This window comes from Polaribacter sp. (genome assembly GCF_965660385.1).
Taxonomy (GTDB): Bacteria; Bacteroidota; Bacteroidia; order Flavobacteriales; family Flavobacteriaceae; genus Polaribacter.
In genome coordinates, this window is sequence record NZ_CBFHZT010000002.1 from 50,259 (window position 1) to 70,440 (window position 20,182).

Genomic DNA, 20,182 nt, shown 5'->3' on the forward strand with positions numbered 1-20,182 from the left:
TGGGCTTTTGCAACTTTGTTACTTTTAAACTTTGTAGAATTACCCCAAATGAATCATTGCAAAAGCAGCATAATTAATCATATCTTGGTAATTGGCATCAATACCTTCAGAAACTAAGGTTTTTCCTTTATTATCTTCAATTTGTTTTACGCGTAATAATTTTTGTAAAATTAAATCTGTTAAACTAGATACACGCATATCTCTCCAAGCTTCACCATAATCATGATTTTTGTTCATCATTAAATCTTTCGTAATTTTACTATGTTTATCATATAACAAAGTAGCGTCTTCTGTAGATAAATCTGGTTGGTCTGCAATGCCTTTTTCAAGTTGAATTAAAGCCATAATTGCGTAATTGATAATACCAATAAATTCCGATTTTTCACCTTCATCTACTTTACGCACTTCATTTTCTTGCAATTGGCGAATTCTTTGTGCTTTAATAAAAATTTGATCAGTTAATGATGGCAAACGTAAAATGCGCCAAGCACTTCCATAATCAGACATTTTTTTAACGAATAAACTTCTACATTCATTAATTACAGCATCGTATTGTTTTGACGTATCTTGCATTGTGGTATAAAGTATTTTTTCAAAAGTAGTAAATCTTACCTCCTTTTCATTTATTTTTACAATGAAATTATCAATCGTTTAACATGAAAAGAATTGCTGTTTTTTGTGGCTCAAGTTTAGGCTTTAATCCTGTGTATAAACAAGCTACTATAGATTTGGGAAATGCAATGGTAAAACAAAATATTGGTTTAGTTTATGGTGGTGGAAAAATAGGAATGATGGGAGCTATTGCTGATACCATTTTAGAAAAAAAAGGCGAAGTAATTGGGGTAATTCCCAAACTACTAGAAAAAGAAGAAGTTGTACATGCTAATGTTGAAGAAATGATTGTATGTAAAAAAATGAGCGAACGTAAAGTAATTATGAGTAAATTAATTGATGGTTACATAACCTTACCAGGTGGTTTTGGTACCATGGATGAACTCTTTGAAGCCTTAACTTTAAATCAATTATTCATAGAACAAAAACCAGTTGGCTTATTAAATATCAATGGTTTTTTTGATGCTATTTTAACTCAAATTGATAAAATGGTTGAAGAAGGTTATGTAAATGAAATTAACAAAAAATTACTTATTGTTGGCGATTCTGTAGATGATTTAATGGAGAAAATGAATCAATATTTACCACCTAAAATAACTCAAGTAATCAATAAAGTAGTACACTAATGACGGTTAATTGTAAAGGCACCTTAATTGATTTGTCATCACCAAAAGTGATGGGAATTTTAAATATTACTCCAGATTCCTTTTATGATGGAGGAAAATACAAAGATGAAGCTGCAATTTTAAAGCAAGTAGAAAAAATGCTTTTAGAAGGGGCAACTTTTATTGATGTTGGTGCGTATTCATCAAGACCAGGAGCTGCGCATATTTCTGAAGAAGTAGAACTTAAAAGAATAGTTCCTGTAATTGATTTATTGATGCAAAAGTTTCCAGATATTCTAATTTCTGTGGATACCTTTAGAAGTAAAGTTGCTAAGGAAACCGTAAATGCTGGAGCTGCAATAATCAATGATATTTCTGGTGGAAATATGGATGCTAAAATGTTTACAACTGTTGCCAAATTACAAGTTCCTTATATTTTGATGCACATGTTAGGAACCCCTCAGAATATGCAAAAAAACCCGGTGTATGATGATGTAGTTCAAGATATTATTTCTTTTTTCGCTAAACAAATTTTTGAGTTACATCAACTAAAATTGAATGATATTATTATTGATATGGGGTTTGGTTTTGGAAAAACAATTGAACATAATTATCAAATTTTAAAAGATTTATCACTCTTTAAAAGTTTGGATGCACCAATTTTAGTAGGAGTTTCAAGAAAATCGATGTTGTACAAAACCTTAGATATTTCTGCGCAAGAAGCCCTAAATGCAACTACATCAGCCAATACAATTGCTTTATTAAATGGGGCAAATATTTTGCGTGTGCACGACGTACAAGAAGCAGTTGAAGCTGTTAAAATTGTGGATCAGGTAATTTAATTTTTGATTTTTACCTTTTGGAGAAATCTATAAATAAGATTTTTCGATTTCACTTCGTTTCACTCAAAATGACAGATTTAAAAAATAAAAAAAGGCTCTCAAAACTGAGAGCCTTTTTTATCAATTTTATAAAAAATTACAATGCTTTTAACCAAGCATCTCTTAATTTTTTCTTCGAATCTGTTGCTGGTAAGTCTTCAATTACCAAATTTTCAACCTCGGTAGTTCCTTTTACAAAATCGCCTTCAAGCTTTAATGTTTCGCCATTTCTTATCACTTCAAAAGTAATTTTATCGCCTTCTTTCCATTGAAAAGATTGTCCTATAAAAGTTCTAATGTTTTGCAAGTTAACATCAGTACCATTTACAGATTTTAACACATCTCCAGGTTGTACACCTAAAGCTGCTAAGGCTGTATTTTTTCTATTGGTAAAAAAGATTTCTTGTTTTTGATTTGCAGATAAAAAGATTTGTCTGTTACTGTCTAAAAAGTAACCAGCATCTATAGTTTTAGCTTTTTTTACAACACCAACTTTGGCCAAAAGTGCCTCATAATCTATGGCAACATTTCCTGTTAAGTGATTGTCAAAAAAAGTACCAACAGCAGGATAGGTCATTTCTACAATCACATCTAAAATTTCATCATCTTTAAAAGGTTTTGTTTGCCCATATTTGTTCGATAAATCTTTCATTAAGTTACGTACACCATAAGTTCCTTTGCTTTCTTCACGTAGAATAATATCTAAAGACATCCCAATTAAAGCTCCTTTTTGATACACATTTCCGTAGTTTTTTGCATACTCATCTTCCAAAATGTTTTTACTCATTTTTGTAAAAGACATGGTATCATTATAACGCATAGAACTCGCAATTTTACCTTTCATTTCATCAATAAATTCTTGTTCAGATATTAAACCTTGATTTACTTGAAACAAGTTGGCAAAATATTCCGTGATTCCTTCATACATCCATAAATGTTTAGACATGTTTGGTGTATTAAAATCGAAAGAATGAATTTCTTCAGAGTGCACAGACAAAGGCGTTACAATATGAAAAAATTCGTGAGATACTGTACCATTAATCATTCCGTTTGATAATTGCTCTTTAGAGTAGGTTTCTGGAAAAACAACAGTTGTTGAAGATAAATGCTCTAAAGCCCCAAAACTTTGCCAGTTATATACTTTTGGATCAAACAAATACACCAAAATATTGTATTCATTGGTAGTTTTAAAACCTTCTAAAAAATTAGTTTGTGCTTCAACCATTTTCTTTAAAGCATCTTCTAAATCTTTTGCAGCATGCACATTGTTAGGCGAATAAACGGCTAAAGAAACTTCTACACCATTTACAGTAAACGTTATTGTGTTTAGAGGCGCATACATAATTGGGTTATCAGAAATTTCATCATATCTAGAAGCATAAAACACATCTTTTGTATTATTTTCTTTGGTAGTATTTGTGTTAATTAATGATGAGGTTTCATACAAATCTGCAGGATGCGAAATGGTTAAATTGTAAGGTGTTTCTTTCATCCCCTTAAAATAACCTACAAAACCTGGCAGATTTAAAAAGAAGTTTTTGCCTTCTTCAATATTGGTTCCAGCCATTACATAAATGCCGTGTTTTTTTTCAGAATCAAACGTGTCATCTACCCAATAGGTAATTTTATCCATTTTTTTGGCATCATCAATTTGCCAAGAATTTGGGTCTAATTGAGAAACGGTTAATTCATTACCATTTTTATCAAAAGCCTTTACATCACTTGCAAATTTCCCATAATTACTCATGGCGTAAGTTCCGGGTACAATTGCAGGGATTTGATAAACAATAGTTTCAGATGTTATTTTTGCAGGATTGACTTCAACCTTTACTTTGTCATCAACAACAGTATTCAAGTCTATAGCAACCTGAATTGTTTTGTCTTTATTACTAATGTTAGAAGTGGCACAACTGCCCAAAAATGCAATCGTAATTGCAAAGAATAGTATTTTTTTCATAAATAAAATTAATAGATTTGTGCAAAAATATCAGATTTTATGAATTGTAGTAGGTATTTAACAAAACTTTGGCAGCGATAGATTTTATCAATAAAAGCATCTTGCTATCAATTTTAAAACTATTATTTTTGCAAACTATGCAAGAAACGAAAAAACATCAATTAACAGATTGGTTACCAACCACAAACAGAGAAGTTAAAATACGTGGTTGGGATGAGTTAGATGTTATTTTATTTAGTGGAGATGCCTATGTAGACCATCCATCTTTTGGACCAGCAGTCATTGGTCGAATTTTAGAAAGTTATGGTTTACGAGTGGCTATCGTACCACAACCTAATGTAAATGATAATTTACAAGATTTTGAAAAATTAGGCAAACCGCGTTTGTTTTTTGGTTGTACAGGAGGGTGCATGGATCCTATGGTTTCTAATTATACTGCAAGCAAACGAAGACGAGATAAAGATGCCTATACACCCAATGGTGATAAAGGTTTTCGACCAGATTATGCAACGTCTGTATATTCTAAAATATTAAAGGAAAAATTTCCAGATGTTCCTGTTTTAATTGGCGGTATTGAAGCTTCGTTAAGACGTGTAACGCATTATGATTATTGGTCTGATAAATTGATGCCAACCATTTTAGAAACTTCTAAAGCAGATATGTTGGTTTATGGAATGGGAGAACAACCTTTGAGAGAAATTGTAACATTGTTACAAAAAGGGGTGCCTTTTTCGAGTTTAAAAAATATCAAACAAACTGCAGTTTTAATCAATCAGAAAGAAGAAAAAATACCTGTGGTTAACGATTGGGAAGATGTTACTATCAATTCTCACGAAGCTTGTTTAAAGGATAAAAAAACCTTTGCGTCTAATTTTAAAGTGATTGAGCAAGAGTCTAATAAGCTAAAAGCAAGACGAATTTTACAAGAAGTTAAAGGAAGAACTTTGGTAATAAATCCGCCTTTTCCAACCATGACTGAGGCAGAAATCGATGGTTCTTTTGATTTACCTTACACACGTTTACCACATCCAAAATACGATAAACGAGGACCTATACCTGCCTTTAAAATGATTAAATTCTCTATAAACATTCACAGAGGATGTTTTGGTGGATGTAGTTTTTGTACCATTTCTGCGCATCAAGGTAAATTTATAGCCAGCAGAAGTCAAGAATCGGTTTTAAAGGAAGTTGATAAAGTGGCAAATATGCCAGATTTTAAAGGTTATTTGTCTGATATTGGAGGACCGTCTGCAAACATGTATCAAATGAAAGGCAAGGTTCAAGAAATTTGCGACAAATGTGTGGCACCTTCTTGTATATCACCAGTAATTTGTTCTAATTTAGATACGTCTCACAAACCATTAACAGAATTGTACCAGGCTGTTGATAAGCATCCAAAGATTAAAAAATCTTTTATTGGTAGTGGAATTCGACATGATATGTTAGTGCCAGAATTCAATAAAAATGCAGACCCAAAAGAGTTGGATGATTATACAGAAGAGGTAATGACCAAACACGTTTCTGGGCGTTTAAAAGTTGCTCCAGAACATACGTCTGACCCTGTTTTAAAGTTGATGCGTAAACCTTCATTTACGTATTTTCATAAGTTTAAAGAACGTTTTGATCGCATAAACATCAAGAAGAAATTGAACTTACAATTGATTCCGTATTTTATTTCGAGTCACCCAGCTTCTGAAGTAGAAGATATGGCTAACTTGGCTGCAGAAACCAAAAATATGGGCTTTCAGTTAGAGCAAGTGCAAGGTTTTACACCAACTCCAATGACGGTTGCAACTGTAATTTATTACTCAGGTTACCACCCTTATACCTTAAAACCAACACGTACTCCAAAAACTAAAAAGGAAAAAGAAGACCAACATAAATTTTTCTTTTGGTACAAAAAAGAAAACAAAGATTGGATTCGAAATACTCTAAATAAAGTGGGTAGGCAAGATTTATTAAAAGTTTTGTTGCCAGAAAATAATTCTTGGAAAAAGAATAAAACTGCGCATAAAACTGCACAACATACTTTTGATGATGCGATTCCGTTTAATCGCAGGAAAAAGAAAGTGAGTAGAGCTCCTAAAAAGAAGAGGAGGTAGTAGTTTTTAAGCAGGCAAAACCGTTACATAAATTTTACGAATACTCTCATTTTTATAATCAGCTTCTTGGGTAAATGCTTTGATAATCAACATGGTGTTTTGCCCAATTAGGTTTTTATCAATTTTAAAATTAAAACGATTTGAATCTTGTTGTATTCTTAATTTTCCTGTAAAATGAGCTACTTGATATGTAATTTTACGGTCTTTTGGATCATTGGCTTCAACCAATAATTCATATGCATCACCAACTTTTAAAATGGGTTTCTTTTGATGTTCTGTATTCGATGTTAACCAAGCACTTCCTAAGTTATCCGAAATTTTTTGAATACTGATAAAATAGTCATCTACCAAATTTTTCTGATTGTTGTAAATGGTAATCGCATTTTTGATATCCATCACAATGCCAGCTAATAAATTCTCTTGACTTTGTATAAGCTCATAGCCACTATTTATGGTTTTTTTAAATTGAGCAACTTCATTAAAAAAAACTTGAAAACGTTTTTTGTCTTTTAAAATTGGTAAAAATTGATTCCAGTTTTTATCAATAATAACACCTAAATCTTCAAAATCAGCATAATAAATAATTCTTTTTTCAAATAAAAAACCATCGTTTTTATTCTGCTCCACTTTTCTTTTGGCAAACCATTGGTCTGTTATCTCAGAAGAAATAGCATAATCACTCGTATCTGCATCACCAAGAATATCAATAATTAATTGTCTTAGCGTATTTTCGTATTGTTGTGTCATTAAGCCCAATTCAAGGTAAGTTTTTTGTTCAACGAAGTTAATTTTTTAAAAGATAATAAACAAATTGTAGGAATTTAACTCGTTGTTTTTTTAACGGCAATCATCATATGTGGACTAAAAGGCAGCAAGTACTCATCATTTTGAGTAAGATTTTGTAGTGCTTTTAAAGTTTTAGACTTCTTTTTATCTAACATATTTGCAAAATATTCATTGTCTAGCCAAATCATGCCTTCAACTGCAAAAAGATTGATAAATTCTAATTCTTGTTCTAGAAATTCAGCTTTTAAATCTTGTGGTTTATGATAAAATGCATCTGCCAATAAAAATGGAAAACCTTTAGGAGCATTATGTATTCCCGAGGTTAATTCTTCCTTGCACATCTCAAAAAAAGAATTGGCGTGAATCATTCCATTCATTAAACCCACCACAGTAGATGCAGTTGCATTTATGGCAAAACCTAAAATAATTCCTCCTTCTTTTAAAACTCTTTTTGCTTCTAAAATGGCTACAGCTCTATCTTCTTTTTTTTGCAAATGATACAAAGGGCCGTGTAAAATTACCAAATCTGCAGTATTATTTTTGTAAGGTAATTTTTGAGCAATTCCTTTGGTAACCGAAAATTGATGTTGTAGTTTTTTTGCTCTTTTTTCGGCTAGTTTTATATGTTTGGTAACAGGTTCTATTAAGTGTACTTTGTGATTTTGTTTCGCCAACCACTCACTATATTTTCCTGTTCCACCACCAACATCGATAATGGTTGAGTTTGGTTTAGAAATATGTTGCGAAATCAACGCTTTAATACGTTCAAACTCAAAAATACCCATGCCTTTTTCAAGACGAGTTTCTTCGGAAGCGTTATTGTAAAAATTCTCTAACTTTTTACTGATTAATGGTGTTTTTTTCATCAATTAAATTCTAATCAAATGTAGTTTAATAATTTTAAAATTGGTAAAAAATGAGAAGTAGAAAGTGATGTTTTGGTAATTTTATGCTTATTTTTAGCCAAGAAACCAACTCTTTATATTATGAAAATCAGCAGCTCTTTTTTCACCTTCTTCATCACTTTTCTTTTTGTACAAACTTTAACAGCGCAAAACTATTATTTTAAAGATAAGGCACCTTTTGATGAAAAAATTCCTACTCCTAAAGAATTTTTAGGTTATGGAATTGGGGATCATCATACAAGGCATGATTTAATTGTGGCTTATCTTACAAAATTGGCTGAAGTTTCAGAAAGAGCATCTATTGGAATTTATGGTATGACTCATGAAAAAAGAAAATTGGTGATGTTTGCTGTATCATCACCCAAAAACTTACAGAATTTAGCATCTATAAAAAAACAACATCTGGCTTTTGTAGATACCAATCAAAATGTAAAAAATTATGATGAGGTTCCAGTAATTATAAATTTGGGTTATAATGTACATGGAAATGAACCATCAAGTGCTGAAGCAGCGTTATTAACTGCCTATACATTGGTGGCTTCTAATAGTCCTGAAGTTTTAAATTATTTGGATAATGCCGTTATTTTTATTGATCCAACCATTAATCCAGATGGAAGAGATAGACACACACAATGGGCGAATCAATATCAAGCTAAAAATTTAGTTTCTGATAATATTGATGCAGAACACACAGAAGCTTGGCCAAGAGGAAGAACCAATCATTATTGGTTTGATTTGAATAGAGATTGGTTGTTAGGAGTGCATCCTGAAAGTAAAGGAAAACTAAAATGGATGCATTCTTGGTATCCAAATGTGGTAACCGACTTTCATGAAATGGGTACAAATAGTCATCATTTTTTTGAGCCAATGAAACCAATTGGTTCTTGGGATCCAATTATGCCAAAAGAAAATTATGAAGACTTAAATAATTTATTTGCAAAGTATTTTTCAAAGGCTCTAGATGATGTAGGTTCTTTGTATTACACCAAAGAATCTTTTGATGGTACCTATCCTGGTTATGGATCTTCTTATCCCGATTTGCAAGGTGGTTTGGCGTTGTTGTTTGAGCAAGCAAGTTCTAGAGGTCATGTTCAAGATACAGATTATGGAAAAATAACCTTTCCCTTTACCATTAGAAATCAATATATATCTACGTTTGCAACTATAAAAGCAGCAGTTGAGAATAAAGCATTTTTACGAGAATATCAACAAAAATTTTTCAAAACAGCAGTAACAAAAAAAGCAAAATCGGGTTTTGCTGGTTATGAATTTGAAGAGAAATATGATAAAAACAGAGAAAAAGCATTTATAGACCAATTGTTAACGCATAAAATTAAGGTCTATAAAAATGGAGATAAATATACAGTTCCGTTAAAACAGCCACAACATAGAATGGTGCAAACTATGTTTGAAACCTACAATAAATACAGAGATAGTGTTTTTTATGATGCCTCTGCTTGGAGTGTTGCTAATTTTTACAATATCAAATACAAAGGTGTAAAATCTGTGAAATTAGGAACTGAAATTACATCCACAGAAAAATTAATCAATACCACCCCAATTGCAAAAGCCGAGTATGCTTATATTGTTAATTGGGATGATTACAATACACCAGCAGCTTTATACTATCTGCAATCAAAAGGATTAAAAGTTGCCTCAGCATTCAAACCTTTTTCGATAAATACTTCTCAAGGCGAACAAAGTTTTAATTATGGGAGTTTATTGATTCCTGTTAGTAAGCAAAAACTTAAAAGTGATGCCGTTTATAAAATTATAAAATTAGCTCAAGAAAAATTTAATATTCCTGTTTATGGAACAAATAGTGGATTTAGCGTAAAAGGAATTGATTTAGGAAGTAACAATTTTAGAGTTTTACAACAGCCTAAAGCAGCTTTGTTAATAGGAGAAGGAACAAGTTCTTATGAAGCAGGAGAGGTGTGGCATTTGTTAGATACAAGAGTTCATATGCCCATTACTAAAATTAGAATGCAAAACTTTAGGAGAGCCAATTTAGATAAATACAATACCTTGGTAATGGTATCTGGAAATTACAGTACGTTAGATTCGATACAAATAGGAAATCTTAAAAATTGGGTTTCTAAAGGAAATACTTTAATTACGATTGCTGGAGCATCTAAATGGGCCATTGACAAAAAAATAGTGAAAGAACGTTTCACCAAAAAAAAGAAGACAAAAGATACATCAACCGTAAAAAGATTACCTTATGTAGAAGCATCAGAACATGCTGGAAGAGAGCGAATTGGTGGGGTTATTTTTGAAGTAGATTTAGATGTTACGCATCCTTTAGGTTTTGGATATCGTTCATCAAAAGTTCCAGTTTATAAAAACAATTTGGTGTTTTTAGCGCCAAGTAAAAGTGCCTTTGCAACAGTAGCAAAATATACTGAGAATCCTCATATAGACGGATTTGTTTCTAAACGTAATTTAGAACACTTTATAAAGCCTTCTGCCTCATTATTAGTAAGTGCTATAGGTTCTGGAAGGGTTGTGTTATTCGCAGATAATCCTAATTTTAGAGGTGCTTGGTATGGAACTAATAAGTTATTTTTTAATGCGATGTTTTTAGGAAGTGAGATTAGAGTGCCTAGATAAATGAAATAAAAAAATGAGGCTGATAAAACCAGCCTCATATAAGTATTAGTTTGTTGAAAGATTGCGCTAAGAAATTTGAATTGTTCTAGCTGGTTTTTGTTTTGCCTCTTCTTTTTTTGGCAATTGAATACTTAAAATACCATTGTTATACACTGCTTTTATTTTATCTTCATCTATAGTTTCTGGTAAGGTAAATGTTCTTTTAAACGATGAATAATGAAACTCACGACGAGTAAACTGAATATCTTTATCTTCAGTTTCTTCTGCATCTTTATTAGAGATAGATAAAACTTGGTTGTCTAAATCAATTTGAAAATCTGATTTTTTTAAACCTGGCACAGCCATATCTACAAAATATGAATCTGCAGTCTCTTTAATGTTTACCTTTGGTATACTAACACCACCATTAAAATTTGAGGTAAATACAGAAGGTAATTCTTTGTTAAAAACATCATCTAACCAGTTATTCCAAGTTGGAAAATTTGTATTTGAATTTTTGTTTGACAAACTTCCATTCATAGGAACAGTTTTTAAATTGCTCATAATTATAAAATTTTAAATTAAACATTATTTCAAATAACGAAGTTGAAAACTTCACAGAATAATAGGCAAATAAAATACCAAAATGCTGATTTTAACTGATTTCTAAAAAAAATAGAAAACGAATTGAAAAATTGATGTTTAACTTAACATTTTTTTTACTTTATATGTCAATTTGTCATAATTTTCTGTCTGCTGGGTTAATTTACGCTAAATGTTTTTTAAAAAAAGCAATGGTTCTTTTCCAAGACAATTCAGCAGAATCTTTATCAAATCGTGGAGTAGTGTTATTATGAAAACCATGATTTGCATTCGGATAAAAGTGTGCTGTGTGTTCAATATTATTTGCTTTTAGTACTTTTTCAAAAGCAGGCCAACCTGCATTTACACGTTTGTCTAATTCGCCATATTGTAATAATAAAGGCGCTTTAATTTCAGCAGCCATTTCATCATTTGGTTGCCTTCCATAATAAGGAACAGCAGCCCCTAAATCAGGAACTTGAACAGCCATCATATTCGCAATCCAACCACCAAAACAAAAACCAACAACACCAACTTTACCTGTACAATTTTTATGATTTTTTACGTAGTGATAAGCCGCAATAAAATCTTCTAGCATTTCTAAACGGTCTCTTTTTCGTTGCATTGTTCTGCCTTCATCATCATTGCCTGGGTAACCTCCTAAAGGAGTTAATGCATCTGGTGCTAAAGTAATAAACCCTTCTAAAGCAGCAAATCTAGCAGTATCTTTTATATAAGGATTCAATCCTCTGTTTTCATGTACAACTATAATTCCAGGTATTTTTCCATGAGTATCTTTAGGAATTGATAGCAAACCATCAATTTTTTTTCCACCTTTAGGTGAGTCGTAGGTAATCATTTTAGAAACCAACCTAGGATCATCTTCAGCAACAATTATAGAATCGATATAATTAGGTGAAATAAAACTCAATAACGCTGGTAAGGTTATGGCACCAACAGCATACATAGATAGTTTTTCTAAAAATTGTTTTCTTGTAATTTTGTTGTGAGCATAATCATCGTATAAATCAAATACTTCTTGACTGATGTCTTCTTTTTTGAGCTGTGCCATTTGGTTGAAATTAGATTTTCAACTAAGATAACTAAAAAAACACAAGAAGAATAAATTCAGTTAGTTACAAACTTTGCAATCTTCTTTAGCTTTTATCTCACCAACTAAAAAGCCATCTTCATTCATTTTAAAACCACAACAATCCATAAAACCTTTGGCAATTAATTTTCGTGCTCTTTGAATCTGCGATTTTGTTGTTGATAAACTCTGGTTGAGTTGATTTGCAATTTCTTGCTGTTTTAAGCCTTTAATATCAGATAAAAACAAAGGAGTGCTATATTTTTTGGGTAACTTTTTTAAGATTCCTTGTAAACAATCTTGTTCTGTATGGTAATCTTCAACCCAAGAAGTTTTTTCCTCAAAATTTGCAATTTCAAAGTTTTGTTTTGTGTTTTTCCAATAGTTTAAAATAGAATTCCTAGCGATGGTAAAACACCAAGGTTTTAGTTTTTTAGTGTCTTTAAGGGTGTGAAGTTTGGTGTGGATTTTAATAAAAGTATCCTGTAAAATATCATCAGCAATAGCATTATTTTTTACCTTGCTGATGATAAATCGTTTTAAATCTTCTGAATAAGATGTCCAAACTTGTTTTGTAGTCATAATTTTTTTTGTAAAAAATTAAATTGTACTTGCTTCAGTTTCTTTTGATAAGAGACTGAAACAAGAAAAGCACTAACAGTTACAATCAGTACAAGTACAGTTTGTGCAAGTACAATTTTTACAATCTCCAGTTTTACAACCTTGGCAATTACAAGTACATTCGTTTTTATATTTCATAATATTGGTTTTAATGTTCGTATAATAGACCATAAAACTTTAAAAAAGATGCAATATTATGTGAAAACTTTTTTTTGTTGTCATTTCAACCTTGTGGAGAAATCTCATGATTCAGTACGAGATTCCTCTGTTCCGCTGTCGCTTCAATCGGAATAACATAAGGCTTTGTCATTTCGACCTTGTGGAGAAATCTCATGATTCAGTACAAGATTCCTCTATTCCGCTGTCGCTTCAATCGGAATGACATACGGCTTTGTCATTTCGACCTTGTGGAGAAATCTCATGATTCAGTACGAGATTCCTCTGTTCCGCTGTTGCTCCAATCGGAATGACATAAGGCTTTGTCATTTCAACCTTGTGGAGAAATCTCATGATTCAGTACGAGATTCCTCTATTCCGATATTGCTCCAATCGGAATGACATAAGGCTTTGTCATTTCAACCTTGTGGAGAAATCTCAATAGTACAGATGTACAGATTTATTTTCATCAAAAGTGACAAAACTATTTAGATCGAGAACCTACAAAATTATCCGACTTTAATTTAAACAGCACATTAAATGTAGTTAAGCTACCATAAATTCTAGTTATGTATTGCTGTAAATCAATTTTATCTTGATCGTCTAAAGTTTTACTAGCATTTATTTTTTGTTCCATCACTCGAATACGATCTCTTACCATCACTATTTTATGAAAAAACGTATCAATAGGAATTTCCTTATCTGCCAAATTACTGTCTGCTGGTCTTAAAATTAACGTTCCTTTTTTCCATCGATCTGCAATAGGGGCAATTTCAGTAACATCAGACCATTTTTGTAAAAGATGCTTTAACGATTTTTCAACCTCATAAAAACTAATGGTATCTACTTCATCTTCAACAGCCTCAATAATTTCAAATTCGCTATCTATAGCTATAGTTTCTAATCCGTTTTCAATAAAAGTTACCCAATAGTGTTTGCTGGTAACATTTGTAACTACACCCAAACCAAAAGTTGCATGTTGTATTCTAGAGCCTATTCCTAAAATTTTCATTTTAATTAATTTTTAAGACTTAAGATAATACCGATTTTGGTATTAAAAAAGTTTAGTTAATTCGAATTAAGTTGATATCAAAAACAATAACGTCACCAGGTTTTATGCTTCCCTGGCCTCTTGTGCCATACCCTAAATTAGAAGGCAAAATAAACGTACCTTTTCCACCAGGTTTTAACATTTGTACAGCTTCACCAAAACCAGGTACAACACCACCCACATTAAAAGTAGCCTCTGTAGATTGGTCAAAAATACTTTCATTTAAAAAATAACCTTTGTACCCAACAGTAACATCAGAGTTAAAGGTTGGTGAAACTCCACTGCCAGTAGCACCTATGGCATAATACAAACCAGAAGTTGTTTTTTTAAAGTTTAACGGACTCTCTTTGATATACGCCTGAATATCTGCTTCGTTTTGTGCTGTGTAGTCTGTAATTTCATCATTGGAACATGAAATTGACATCGCTAAAATAAAAAATAAGAGTATTTTTTTCATTGATTATGTTTTTTGCAAATATAGATGAACTAAAACTTCTTTTAAATTTGATATGTTCATTTTTAAACAAAAATTTTGAGCAATGGCAAAGTGTTTATTTATGTTTAGTATTTATGTATAGTGAAGATAAAGCCATATTTTACAAAAGAAATAGAATTAATAAATTCTATGTGGTTATATTTTTTGTCAAAATCGTCAAAATATTTCTTCATATTTATTTTTTGTAATTATATCTATTTTTCACCAACGAATATAACAACTTTACTTTGTAAACTACAGTGCTCTAAAAAATAATTAATATTGTTATAAAACTATAGTATTGCAATATGGTTTAATGTTATTGCAATAAAGTTTGTACTAATTGTAGGGTTAATATTATAAATTGTATTAGTGTTTTAAGTAATTGTAAAACAACTTTATTAAAATGTAATACTACTCAACAAAAATGTAAATGGTTTTATTAACAATGTAACCTATCTTATTAACAATGTGTTTTAATTTTGGTAAAATGTAAATAAATTTATAGGGTAAGAAACCACACGCAATTCATTTATAAGCTAATTAAATGCAATTGTAAGCTTACCTAGAAAAAGAATTATAAACATTAACTTAAATAAATTGCTATGGCACTTAAAAACACACGTTCACAAATCGAAATTTTAGAAATTACAAGAATCGCATTAACCAATGTAGAAACCAACCTATAATTAAGCCACTTATGGAGGCTTTGGGTTACAATACTGCTAAGGTAGATGAGGGTAAAGCACTACTAAATAATGCTAGAAACTTGTACAACCAAAATCAAGAAATAGAAGATACAAAAATTAAAGCCTACCAAGCTTTTGAAGACCAACGTAAAAATATAGATGCTACCTATAGTACAGATCGTAAAAAGGCAAAAATTATTTTTAAATCAGACCCTGTTGTTTTTAAAGAATTAGGCTTAAAAGGTAGTTTACCAAGAACCTATGTAAAATGGTTAGAAACCATTAATTCGTTTTACAATACCTAAATACACAACCAGAAGTATTGGCAAAATTAGCTAGCTTACTCATTACAGCAGCGCATGTAACAGCACAACTCGAAGCAATACAAACATTAGAAGATTTGCGAGCAGCATATATACAAACTAAAGGAAATGCCCAAAACGCAACAAAAACAAAAAACAATGCTTTTAAACAATTAGAAAAATGGATGAGTAATTTTTATGCGGTTGCAAAAATTGCGCTTGAGGGCGAACCTCAATTGTTAGAATCTTTAGGTAAATTAGTTAAAAGTTAAGACCAAAATAACACTCAATTTGCTAAATAAACAAAGCCCTCAACATTATTGAGGGCTTTGTTTGTTTACTTTTATTTTTTATGAAACACTAGTATAAAAGGCTAAAAGAAAAAAAACCGAAATTAGCGCAGTCTTAAATCAAACATCATTTTATTTCGTTTCAACAACAATAACACCGTTAGCACCTCTAATGCCATAAATTGCGGTATCGTTTCCTTTTAAAACAGTTATTCTTTTTATTTCTTGAGGTATTATTCTACCAAAAACGTCTTGCGTTATTTGAGTACCATTTAGAATAAAAAGAGGAGTCATATTACCTTGTAAGCTATTGTAACCCCTAATGGTTATTACATTGTCAGAAGTTACATTAACTCCAGAAACTCTTCCTCTAACATAGTCATATATCGAGTTGATTTGAATGGTTTCTCCAGATATTTGATTTGAGGAGTCATTGTTTAAAGCTATATTTTTTCCTTTACGAATCATTATAACTAACTTTTTTTCACCCTCGTATTTAACTTTAACAATACCTATTGCTGGATGAAAAGCGCTGATGGTTTTTGGGGTAAATTTTAAGGTAGTTTTAAAAACTCCATTTAAATTTGTGACAGCGTTTTGTTTTTTATTATCTAGTAAAATTGTTGCACCAGCAACAGATCTGTTTTTTTCATCTTTAACCTTAATAACAATTTTATTAGATTGCGCATTGATGCTGATGTTTAAAAACAAAAAACCAATTAAAATGATAATTTTTTTTCCCATGTTTATAGATTGAATTTATAATAAAAGTAAAGTTACATATTTCTACGATACTGACCACCAACTTTAAACAATGCTTCTGTAATTTGTCCTAAAGTACACACTTTGGTAGCTTCCATCAATTTATCAAATAAATTTTCATTTTGTATGGCAGCTTCTTGTAAAATTGTAATTTGATTGGACACTCGTTTAGGATTCGCTTTGTTCAACAATTCTTTAGTTTTAATTTGCTGTTGCTTTTCGGCTTCTGTGGCACGAATGACTTCTGCAGGTTGCACAGTTGGTGATCCTTTAGAGCTTAAAAAAGTATTTACACCAATAATTGGAAATTTTCCATTGTGTTTTAAAGTCTCGTAATACAAACTCTCTTCTTGTATTTTAGAACGTTGGTACATGGTTTCCATAGCGCCTAAAACGCCACCTCTTTCTGTAATTCTGTCGAATTCTTTTAATACAGCTTCTTCTACTAAATCTGTTAATTCTTCAATAATAAATGCACCTTGAATCGGGTTTTCATTTTTAGTTAAACCTAACTCTTTATTAATGATTAACTGAATGGCCATGGCTCTACGTACAGATTCTTCAGTAGGTGTTGTAATCGCTTCATCATACGCATTGGTGTGTAACGAATTACAATTGTCGTAAATTGCATATAAGGCCTGTAGTGTAGTTCTTATATCATTAAAATCAATTTCTTGTGCGTGCAAAGAACGCCCTGAAGTTTGTATATGATACTTTAACATTTGTGCTCTTGGGTTTGCACCGTATTTATACTTCATCGCTTTTGCCCAAATCTTACGAGCTACTCTACCTATCACTGCATACTCTGGATCTATTCCGTTTGAAAAGAAAAACGATAAGTTTGGTCCAAATTTATTGATGTCCATTCCACGGCTTAAATAATACTCTACGTAGGTAAATCCGTTTGATAATGTTAGTGCTAATTGAGTAATTGGGTTAGCACCAGCTTCTGCAATATGATAACCAGAAATAGAAACCGAATAGAAATTACGAACCTGCTTTTCAATGAAATATTCTTGCACATCACCCATTAAACGCAAGGCAAATTCTGTGGAAAAAATACAGGTATTTTGTGCTTGGTCTTCTTTTAAAATATCTGCCTGTACAGTACCTCTAACTTGTGCTAAAGTATCTTTTTTTATTTGATGATAAACATCAGCAGGTAAAACCAAATCACCAGTTAAACCCAAAAGCATCAGACCTAAACCATTGTTTCCTTCTGGTAAATTTCCTTGATATTTTGGTCTTTCTAAACCTTTATCGTCATAAATTTCCTTGAATTTTGCTTCAACATCAGCTTCAAGATTATTTTCTTTGATATATTTCTCACAATTCTGATCAATAGCAGCATTCATAAAAAAGCCTAACAGCATGGGTGCAGGACCATTAATTGTCATAGAAACAGAAGTCATATGATGACTTAAATCGAAACCAGAATACAATTTTTTGGCATCATCTAAACAACAAATAGAAACCCCTGCATTACCAATTTTACCATAAATATCAGGTCTATGTTCTGGGTCATTTCCATATAAAGTAACAGAATCAAAAGCAGTGGATAAACGTTTGGCATCCATACCCAAACTTACGTAATGAAAACGTCTGTTGGTTCTTTCTGGGCCACCTTCGCCTGCAAACATTCTTGTTGGGTCTTCTCCTGTTCTTTTAAAAGGATACAATCCTGAAGTATAAGGAAATTCACCTGGAACGTTTTCTTGTAAATTCCAACGCAATAAATCTCCCCAAGCTTTGTACTTTGGCAAACTCACTTTTGGTATTTTTGAGTGAGAAAGCGACTTGCTGTGTGTTTCAATTTTAATCTCTTTATCACGCACTTTAAACGTATAAATAGGGTTTTTATATTGCTGAACCTTCTCTTGCCAGTTTAAAATGATTTCCCAATTGTAAGGATCTAAGTTGAGTTTTACTTTTTCGAATTGCGCGAAAAGCAACTGTAAAAATTGATTTTCGTCATCCTGAACTCGTTTCAGGATCTCGTCTTCATTAAGTCCAGTTTTTGTTAAAAGAGATTTCTCCATTTCAGTCGAAATGACATCAGTTAACGATAATATCGTTTGATAAATTCCATATAATTTTTGTGCAACAACAACTTGTGCATCAACTTTATCATCATAACTACGATTGTTTTCCGCAATTTCAGATAAATAACGTACTCTTTTTGGCGGAATCACATAGATCTTTTCGGACATTGCAGAAGATATTTCCATTTTAGAAACTAAATCTGCTCCAGTTTTTTCAACCAATTTATCCATAATTGCTTTATACAACGAATTCATTCCTGGATCATTAAATTGAGAAGCAATGGTTCCAAAAACGGGCATGTCATCCATATGAACATCCCATAAATTGTTATTGCGCATGTATTGCTTTTTAACATCACGTATGGCATCTAAGGCACCTCTTTTATCAAATTTATTGATGGCAACCAAATCAGCAAAATCTAGCATGTCAATTTTTTCTAATTGCGTTGCAGCACCAAATTCTGGTGTCATTACATATAAGGAAGCATCAGAGTGTTCAATAATTTCTGTGTCTGATTGTCCAATTCCAGAGGTTTCTAAAATAATTAAATCGAATTCAGCTGCTTTTAAAACTTGTACTGCTTCATTTACATTTTTCGATAATGCCAAGTTAGATTGTCTTGTAGCCAAAGAGCGCATGTAAACACGCTCGTTATTTATAGCGTTCATCCTAATTCGATCGCCCAATAAAGCGCCACCAGTTTTTCTTTTAGACGGATCAACAGAAACGATACCAATAGTTTTTTCTGGAAAATCAATTAAAAATCGTCTTACAAGTTCATCAACTAAAGACGATTTACCTGCACCACCAGTTCCAGTAATTCCGAGAACAGGACAAGCCCCATCTAACTTGCCTAAAGTGGAACAACTCCAATCTTTGTTGAAAATCTGTTCGAAATCTTTGTGATTGTTCTCTGCAAGAGATATCAATCTTGCGATTGTATTTACGTCTTTATTTTTAAGATTTTCTAAAACCTTTTCATTTCCTAATTCTAACAACCAATCACCATCTTCATTACAAACTTTTCCAAAATTACTTGAGTCAGATTTGAGTTCCTTCCCTTTTGGAAGGGTAGGATGGGCTTGTTCGCTTTGTTGTACCAAATCATTAATCATTCCTTGCAAACCCAATTCACGTCCATCATCTGGAGAGTAAATACGCGTAATTCCATAATTCATTAATGCTGTAATTTCTTCAGGAAGAATTACACCACCACCACCACCAAATATTTTAATATGACTTGCTCCTTTTTCTTGTAACAAATCATACATATATTTAAAATATTCATTATGCCCACCTTGATAAGAGGTCATAGCAATTGCATTTACATCTTCTTGAATGGCACAATTAACTACTTCATCAACACTTCTATCATGCCCTAGGTGAATCACTTCAACACCAGTAGATTGTATAATTCTTCGCATAATATTTATAGCGGCATCATGCCCATCAAAGAGAGAAGCTGCTGTTACGATACGTACTTTATGTTTGGGTTTGTAGGGTGGTGTTTGTTTCATTCGTAATATTTGTTTGATTTTATGCATGCAATTTACGAAAATCTTAAAAAAAACTATAAATCTTTAAAGGTTTTAAAAAGTGAATCTCTAGTAATTTATGTTTTTTATAAAAAATTTAACTATATTTCAATGCATATTTAATCATTTAAAGTCTAATTAAGATT

At 31.7% G+C, this 20,182-nt stretch carries 17 protein-coding genes; 6 read left to right on the forward strand and 11 right to left on the reverse strand.

Translation table 11 applies throughout. The features are described 5' to 3' along the window. Positions 1-39: 39 nt before the first annotated feature. Positions 40-573 (reverse strand): DUF1599 domain-containing protein, encoded by a 534-nt coding sequence (locus ACTG3V_RS01105; protein WP_439130279.1) that lies wholly within the window; start codon positions 571-573, stop codon positions 40-42. Positions 574-656: 83 nt separating this feature from the next. On the opposite strand from ACTG3V_RS01105, the gene ACTG3V_RS01110 reads away from it, so the two are divergent. Together ACTG3V_RS01110 and folP are read left to right on the forward strand one after the other, a co-directional pair. Further along, positions 657-1,238 (forward strand): TIGR00730 family Rossman fold protein, encoded by a 582-nt coding sequence (locus ACTG3V_RS01110; RefSeq protein ID WP_439130280.1) that lies wholly within the window; start codon positions 657-659, stop codon positions 1,236-1,238. Continuing rightward, positions 1,238-2,059 carry a dihydropteroate synthase gene (gene folP, locus ACTG3V_RS01115; protein ID WP_439130281.1) on the forward strand — a complete coding sequence of 274 codons (822 nt, stop codon included), beginning with the start codon at positions 1,238-1,240 and terminating at the stop codon, positions 2,057-2,059. The genes ACTG3V_RS01110 and folP overlap by 1 nt, the downstream gene beginning before the upstream one ends. 136 nt (positions 2,060-2,195) lie before the next feature. Here the strand turns inward: folP and ACTG3V_RS01120 are convergent, their stop codons facing one another. Beyond that, a complete protein-coding gene (locus ACTG3V_RS01120) occupies positions 2,196-4,055 on the reverse strand; it encodes a M61 family metallopeptidase (protein ID WP_439130282.1) in 1,860 nt (619 codons plus the stop codon). A 137-nt stretch (positions 4,056-4,192) separates the two neighbouring features. Between ACTG3V_RS01120 and ACTG3V_RS01125 the strand changes: the two genes are divergently transcribed. Next, the gene (locus ACTG3V_RS01125; RefSeq protein ID WP_439130283.1) at positions 4,193-6,157 is read left to right on the forward strand and encodes a YgiQ family radical SAM protein; all 1,965 of its coding nucleotides are present in this window, start codon (positions 4,193-4,195) and stop codon (positions 6,155-6,157) included. Positions 6,158-6,163: 6 nt separating this feature from the next. Here the strand turns inward: ACTG3V_RS01125 and ACTG3V_RS01130 are convergent, their stop codons facing one another. Together ACTG3V_RS01130 and ACTG3V_RS01135 are read right to left on the reverse strand one after the other, a co-directional pair. Beyond that, positions 6,164-6,904, reverse strand: a complete 741-nt coding sequence (locus tag ACTG3V_RS01130) for a hypothetical protein (protein ID WP_439130284.1) — start codon at positions 6,902-6,904, stop codon at positions 6,164-6,166. 74 nt (positions 6,905-6,978) lie between these two features. After that, positions 6,979-7,809: a class I SAM-dependent methyltransferase gene (locus tag ACTG3V_RS01135; protein ID WP_439130285.1), complete on the reverse strand. Its 831-nt coding sequence runs from the start codon at positions 7,807-7,809 to the stop codon at positions 6,979-6,981. A gap of 120 nt (positions 7,810-7,929) precedes the next feature. Here ACTG3V_RS01135 and ACTG3V_RS01140 point away from each other — a divergent pair, with 120 nt between their 5' ends. Further along, positions 7,930-10,461, forward strand: coding sequence for a M14 family zinc carboxypeptidase (locus tag ACTG3V_RS01140; RefSeq protein WP_439130286.1), 2,532 nt, complete (start codon positions 7,930-7,932; stop codon positions 10,459-10,461). A gap of 66 nt (positions 10,462-10,527) precedes the next feature. Here the strand turns inward: ACTG3V_RS01140 and ACTG3V_RS01145 are convergent, their stop codons facing one another. From ACTG3V_RS01145 to ACTG3V_RS01165, 5 genes are all read right to left on the reverse strand, one after another. Next, the gene (locus ACTG3V_RS01145) at positions 10,528-11,004 is read right to left on the reverse strand and encodes an Hsp20/alpha crystallin family protein (protein WP_439130287.1); all 477 of its coding nucleotides are present in this window, start codon (positions 11,002-11,004) and stop codon (positions 10,528-10,530) included. A 202-nt stretch (positions 11,005-11,206) separates the two neighbouring features. Continuing rightward, positions 11,207-12,094 carry a dienelactone hydrolase family protein gene (locus tag ACTG3V_RS01150; protein ID WP_439130288.1) on the reverse strand — a complete coding sequence of 296 codons (888 nt, stop codon included), beginning with the start codon at positions 12,092-12,094 and terminating at the stop codon, positions 11,207-11,209. A gap of 60 nt (positions 12,095-12,154) precedes the next feature. After that, a complete protein-coding gene (locus ACTG3V_RS01155) occupies positions 12,155-12,694 on the reverse strand; it encodes a sigma-70 family RNA polymerase sigma factor (protein ID WP_439130289.1) in 540 nt (179 codons plus the stop codon). Positions 12,695-13,373: 679 nt separating this feature from the next. After that, on the reverse strand, positions 13,374-13,901 hold the full coding sequence (locus tag ACTG3V_RS01160) for a hypothetical protein (protein ID WP_439130290.1): 528 nt from the start codon (positions 13,899-13,901) through the stop codon (positions 13,374-13,376). A 52-nt stretch (positions 13,902-13,953) separates the two neighbouring features. Continuing rightward, positions 13,954-14,397, reverse strand: coding sequence for an FKBP-type peptidyl-prolyl cis-trans isomerase (locus ACTG3V_RS01165; RefSeq protein WP_439130291.1), 444 nt, complete (start codon positions 14,395-14,397; stop codon positions 13,954-13,956). A 718-nt stretch (positions 14,398-15,115) separates the two neighbouring features. Between ACTG3V_RS01165 and ACTG3V_RS01170 the strand changes: the two genes are divergently transcribed. Together ACTG3V_RS01170 and ACTG3V_RS01175 are read left to right on the forward strand one after the other, a co-directional pair. Next, the gene (locus ACTG3V_RS01170) at positions 15,116-15,409 is read left to right on the forward strand and encodes a hypothetical protein (protein WP_439130292.1); all 294 of its coding nucleotides are present in this window, start codon (positions 15,116-15,118) and stop codon (positions 15,407-15,409) included. A gap of 17 nt (positions 15,410-15,426) precedes the next feature. Next, positions 15,427-15,678 (forward strand): hypothetical protein, encoded by a 252-nt coding sequence (locus ACTG3V_RS01175; protein ID WP_439130293.1) that lies wholly within the window; start codon positions 15,427-15,429, stop codon positions 15,676-15,678. Between the two features lie 150 nt (positions 15,679-15,828). On the opposite strand, the gene ACTG3V_RS01180 is transcribed toward ACTG3V_RS01175, so the two are convergent. Beyond that, positions 15,829-16,440: a TonB-dependent receptor plug domain-containing protein gene (locus ACTG3V_RS01180; protein WP_439130294.1), complete on the reverse strand. Its 612-nt coding sequence runs from the start codon at positions 16,438-16,440 to the stop codon at positions 15,829-15,831. A 32-nt stretch (positions 16,441-16,472) separates the two neighbouring features. Beyond that, complete coding sequence (locus tag ACTG3V_RS01185; protein WP_439130295.1) at positions 16,473-20,018, reverse strand: methylmalonyl-CoA mutase family protein; 3,546 nt, start codon at positions 20,016-20,018, stop codon at positions 16,473-16,475. Positions 20,019-20,182: the final 164 nt, after the last annotated feature.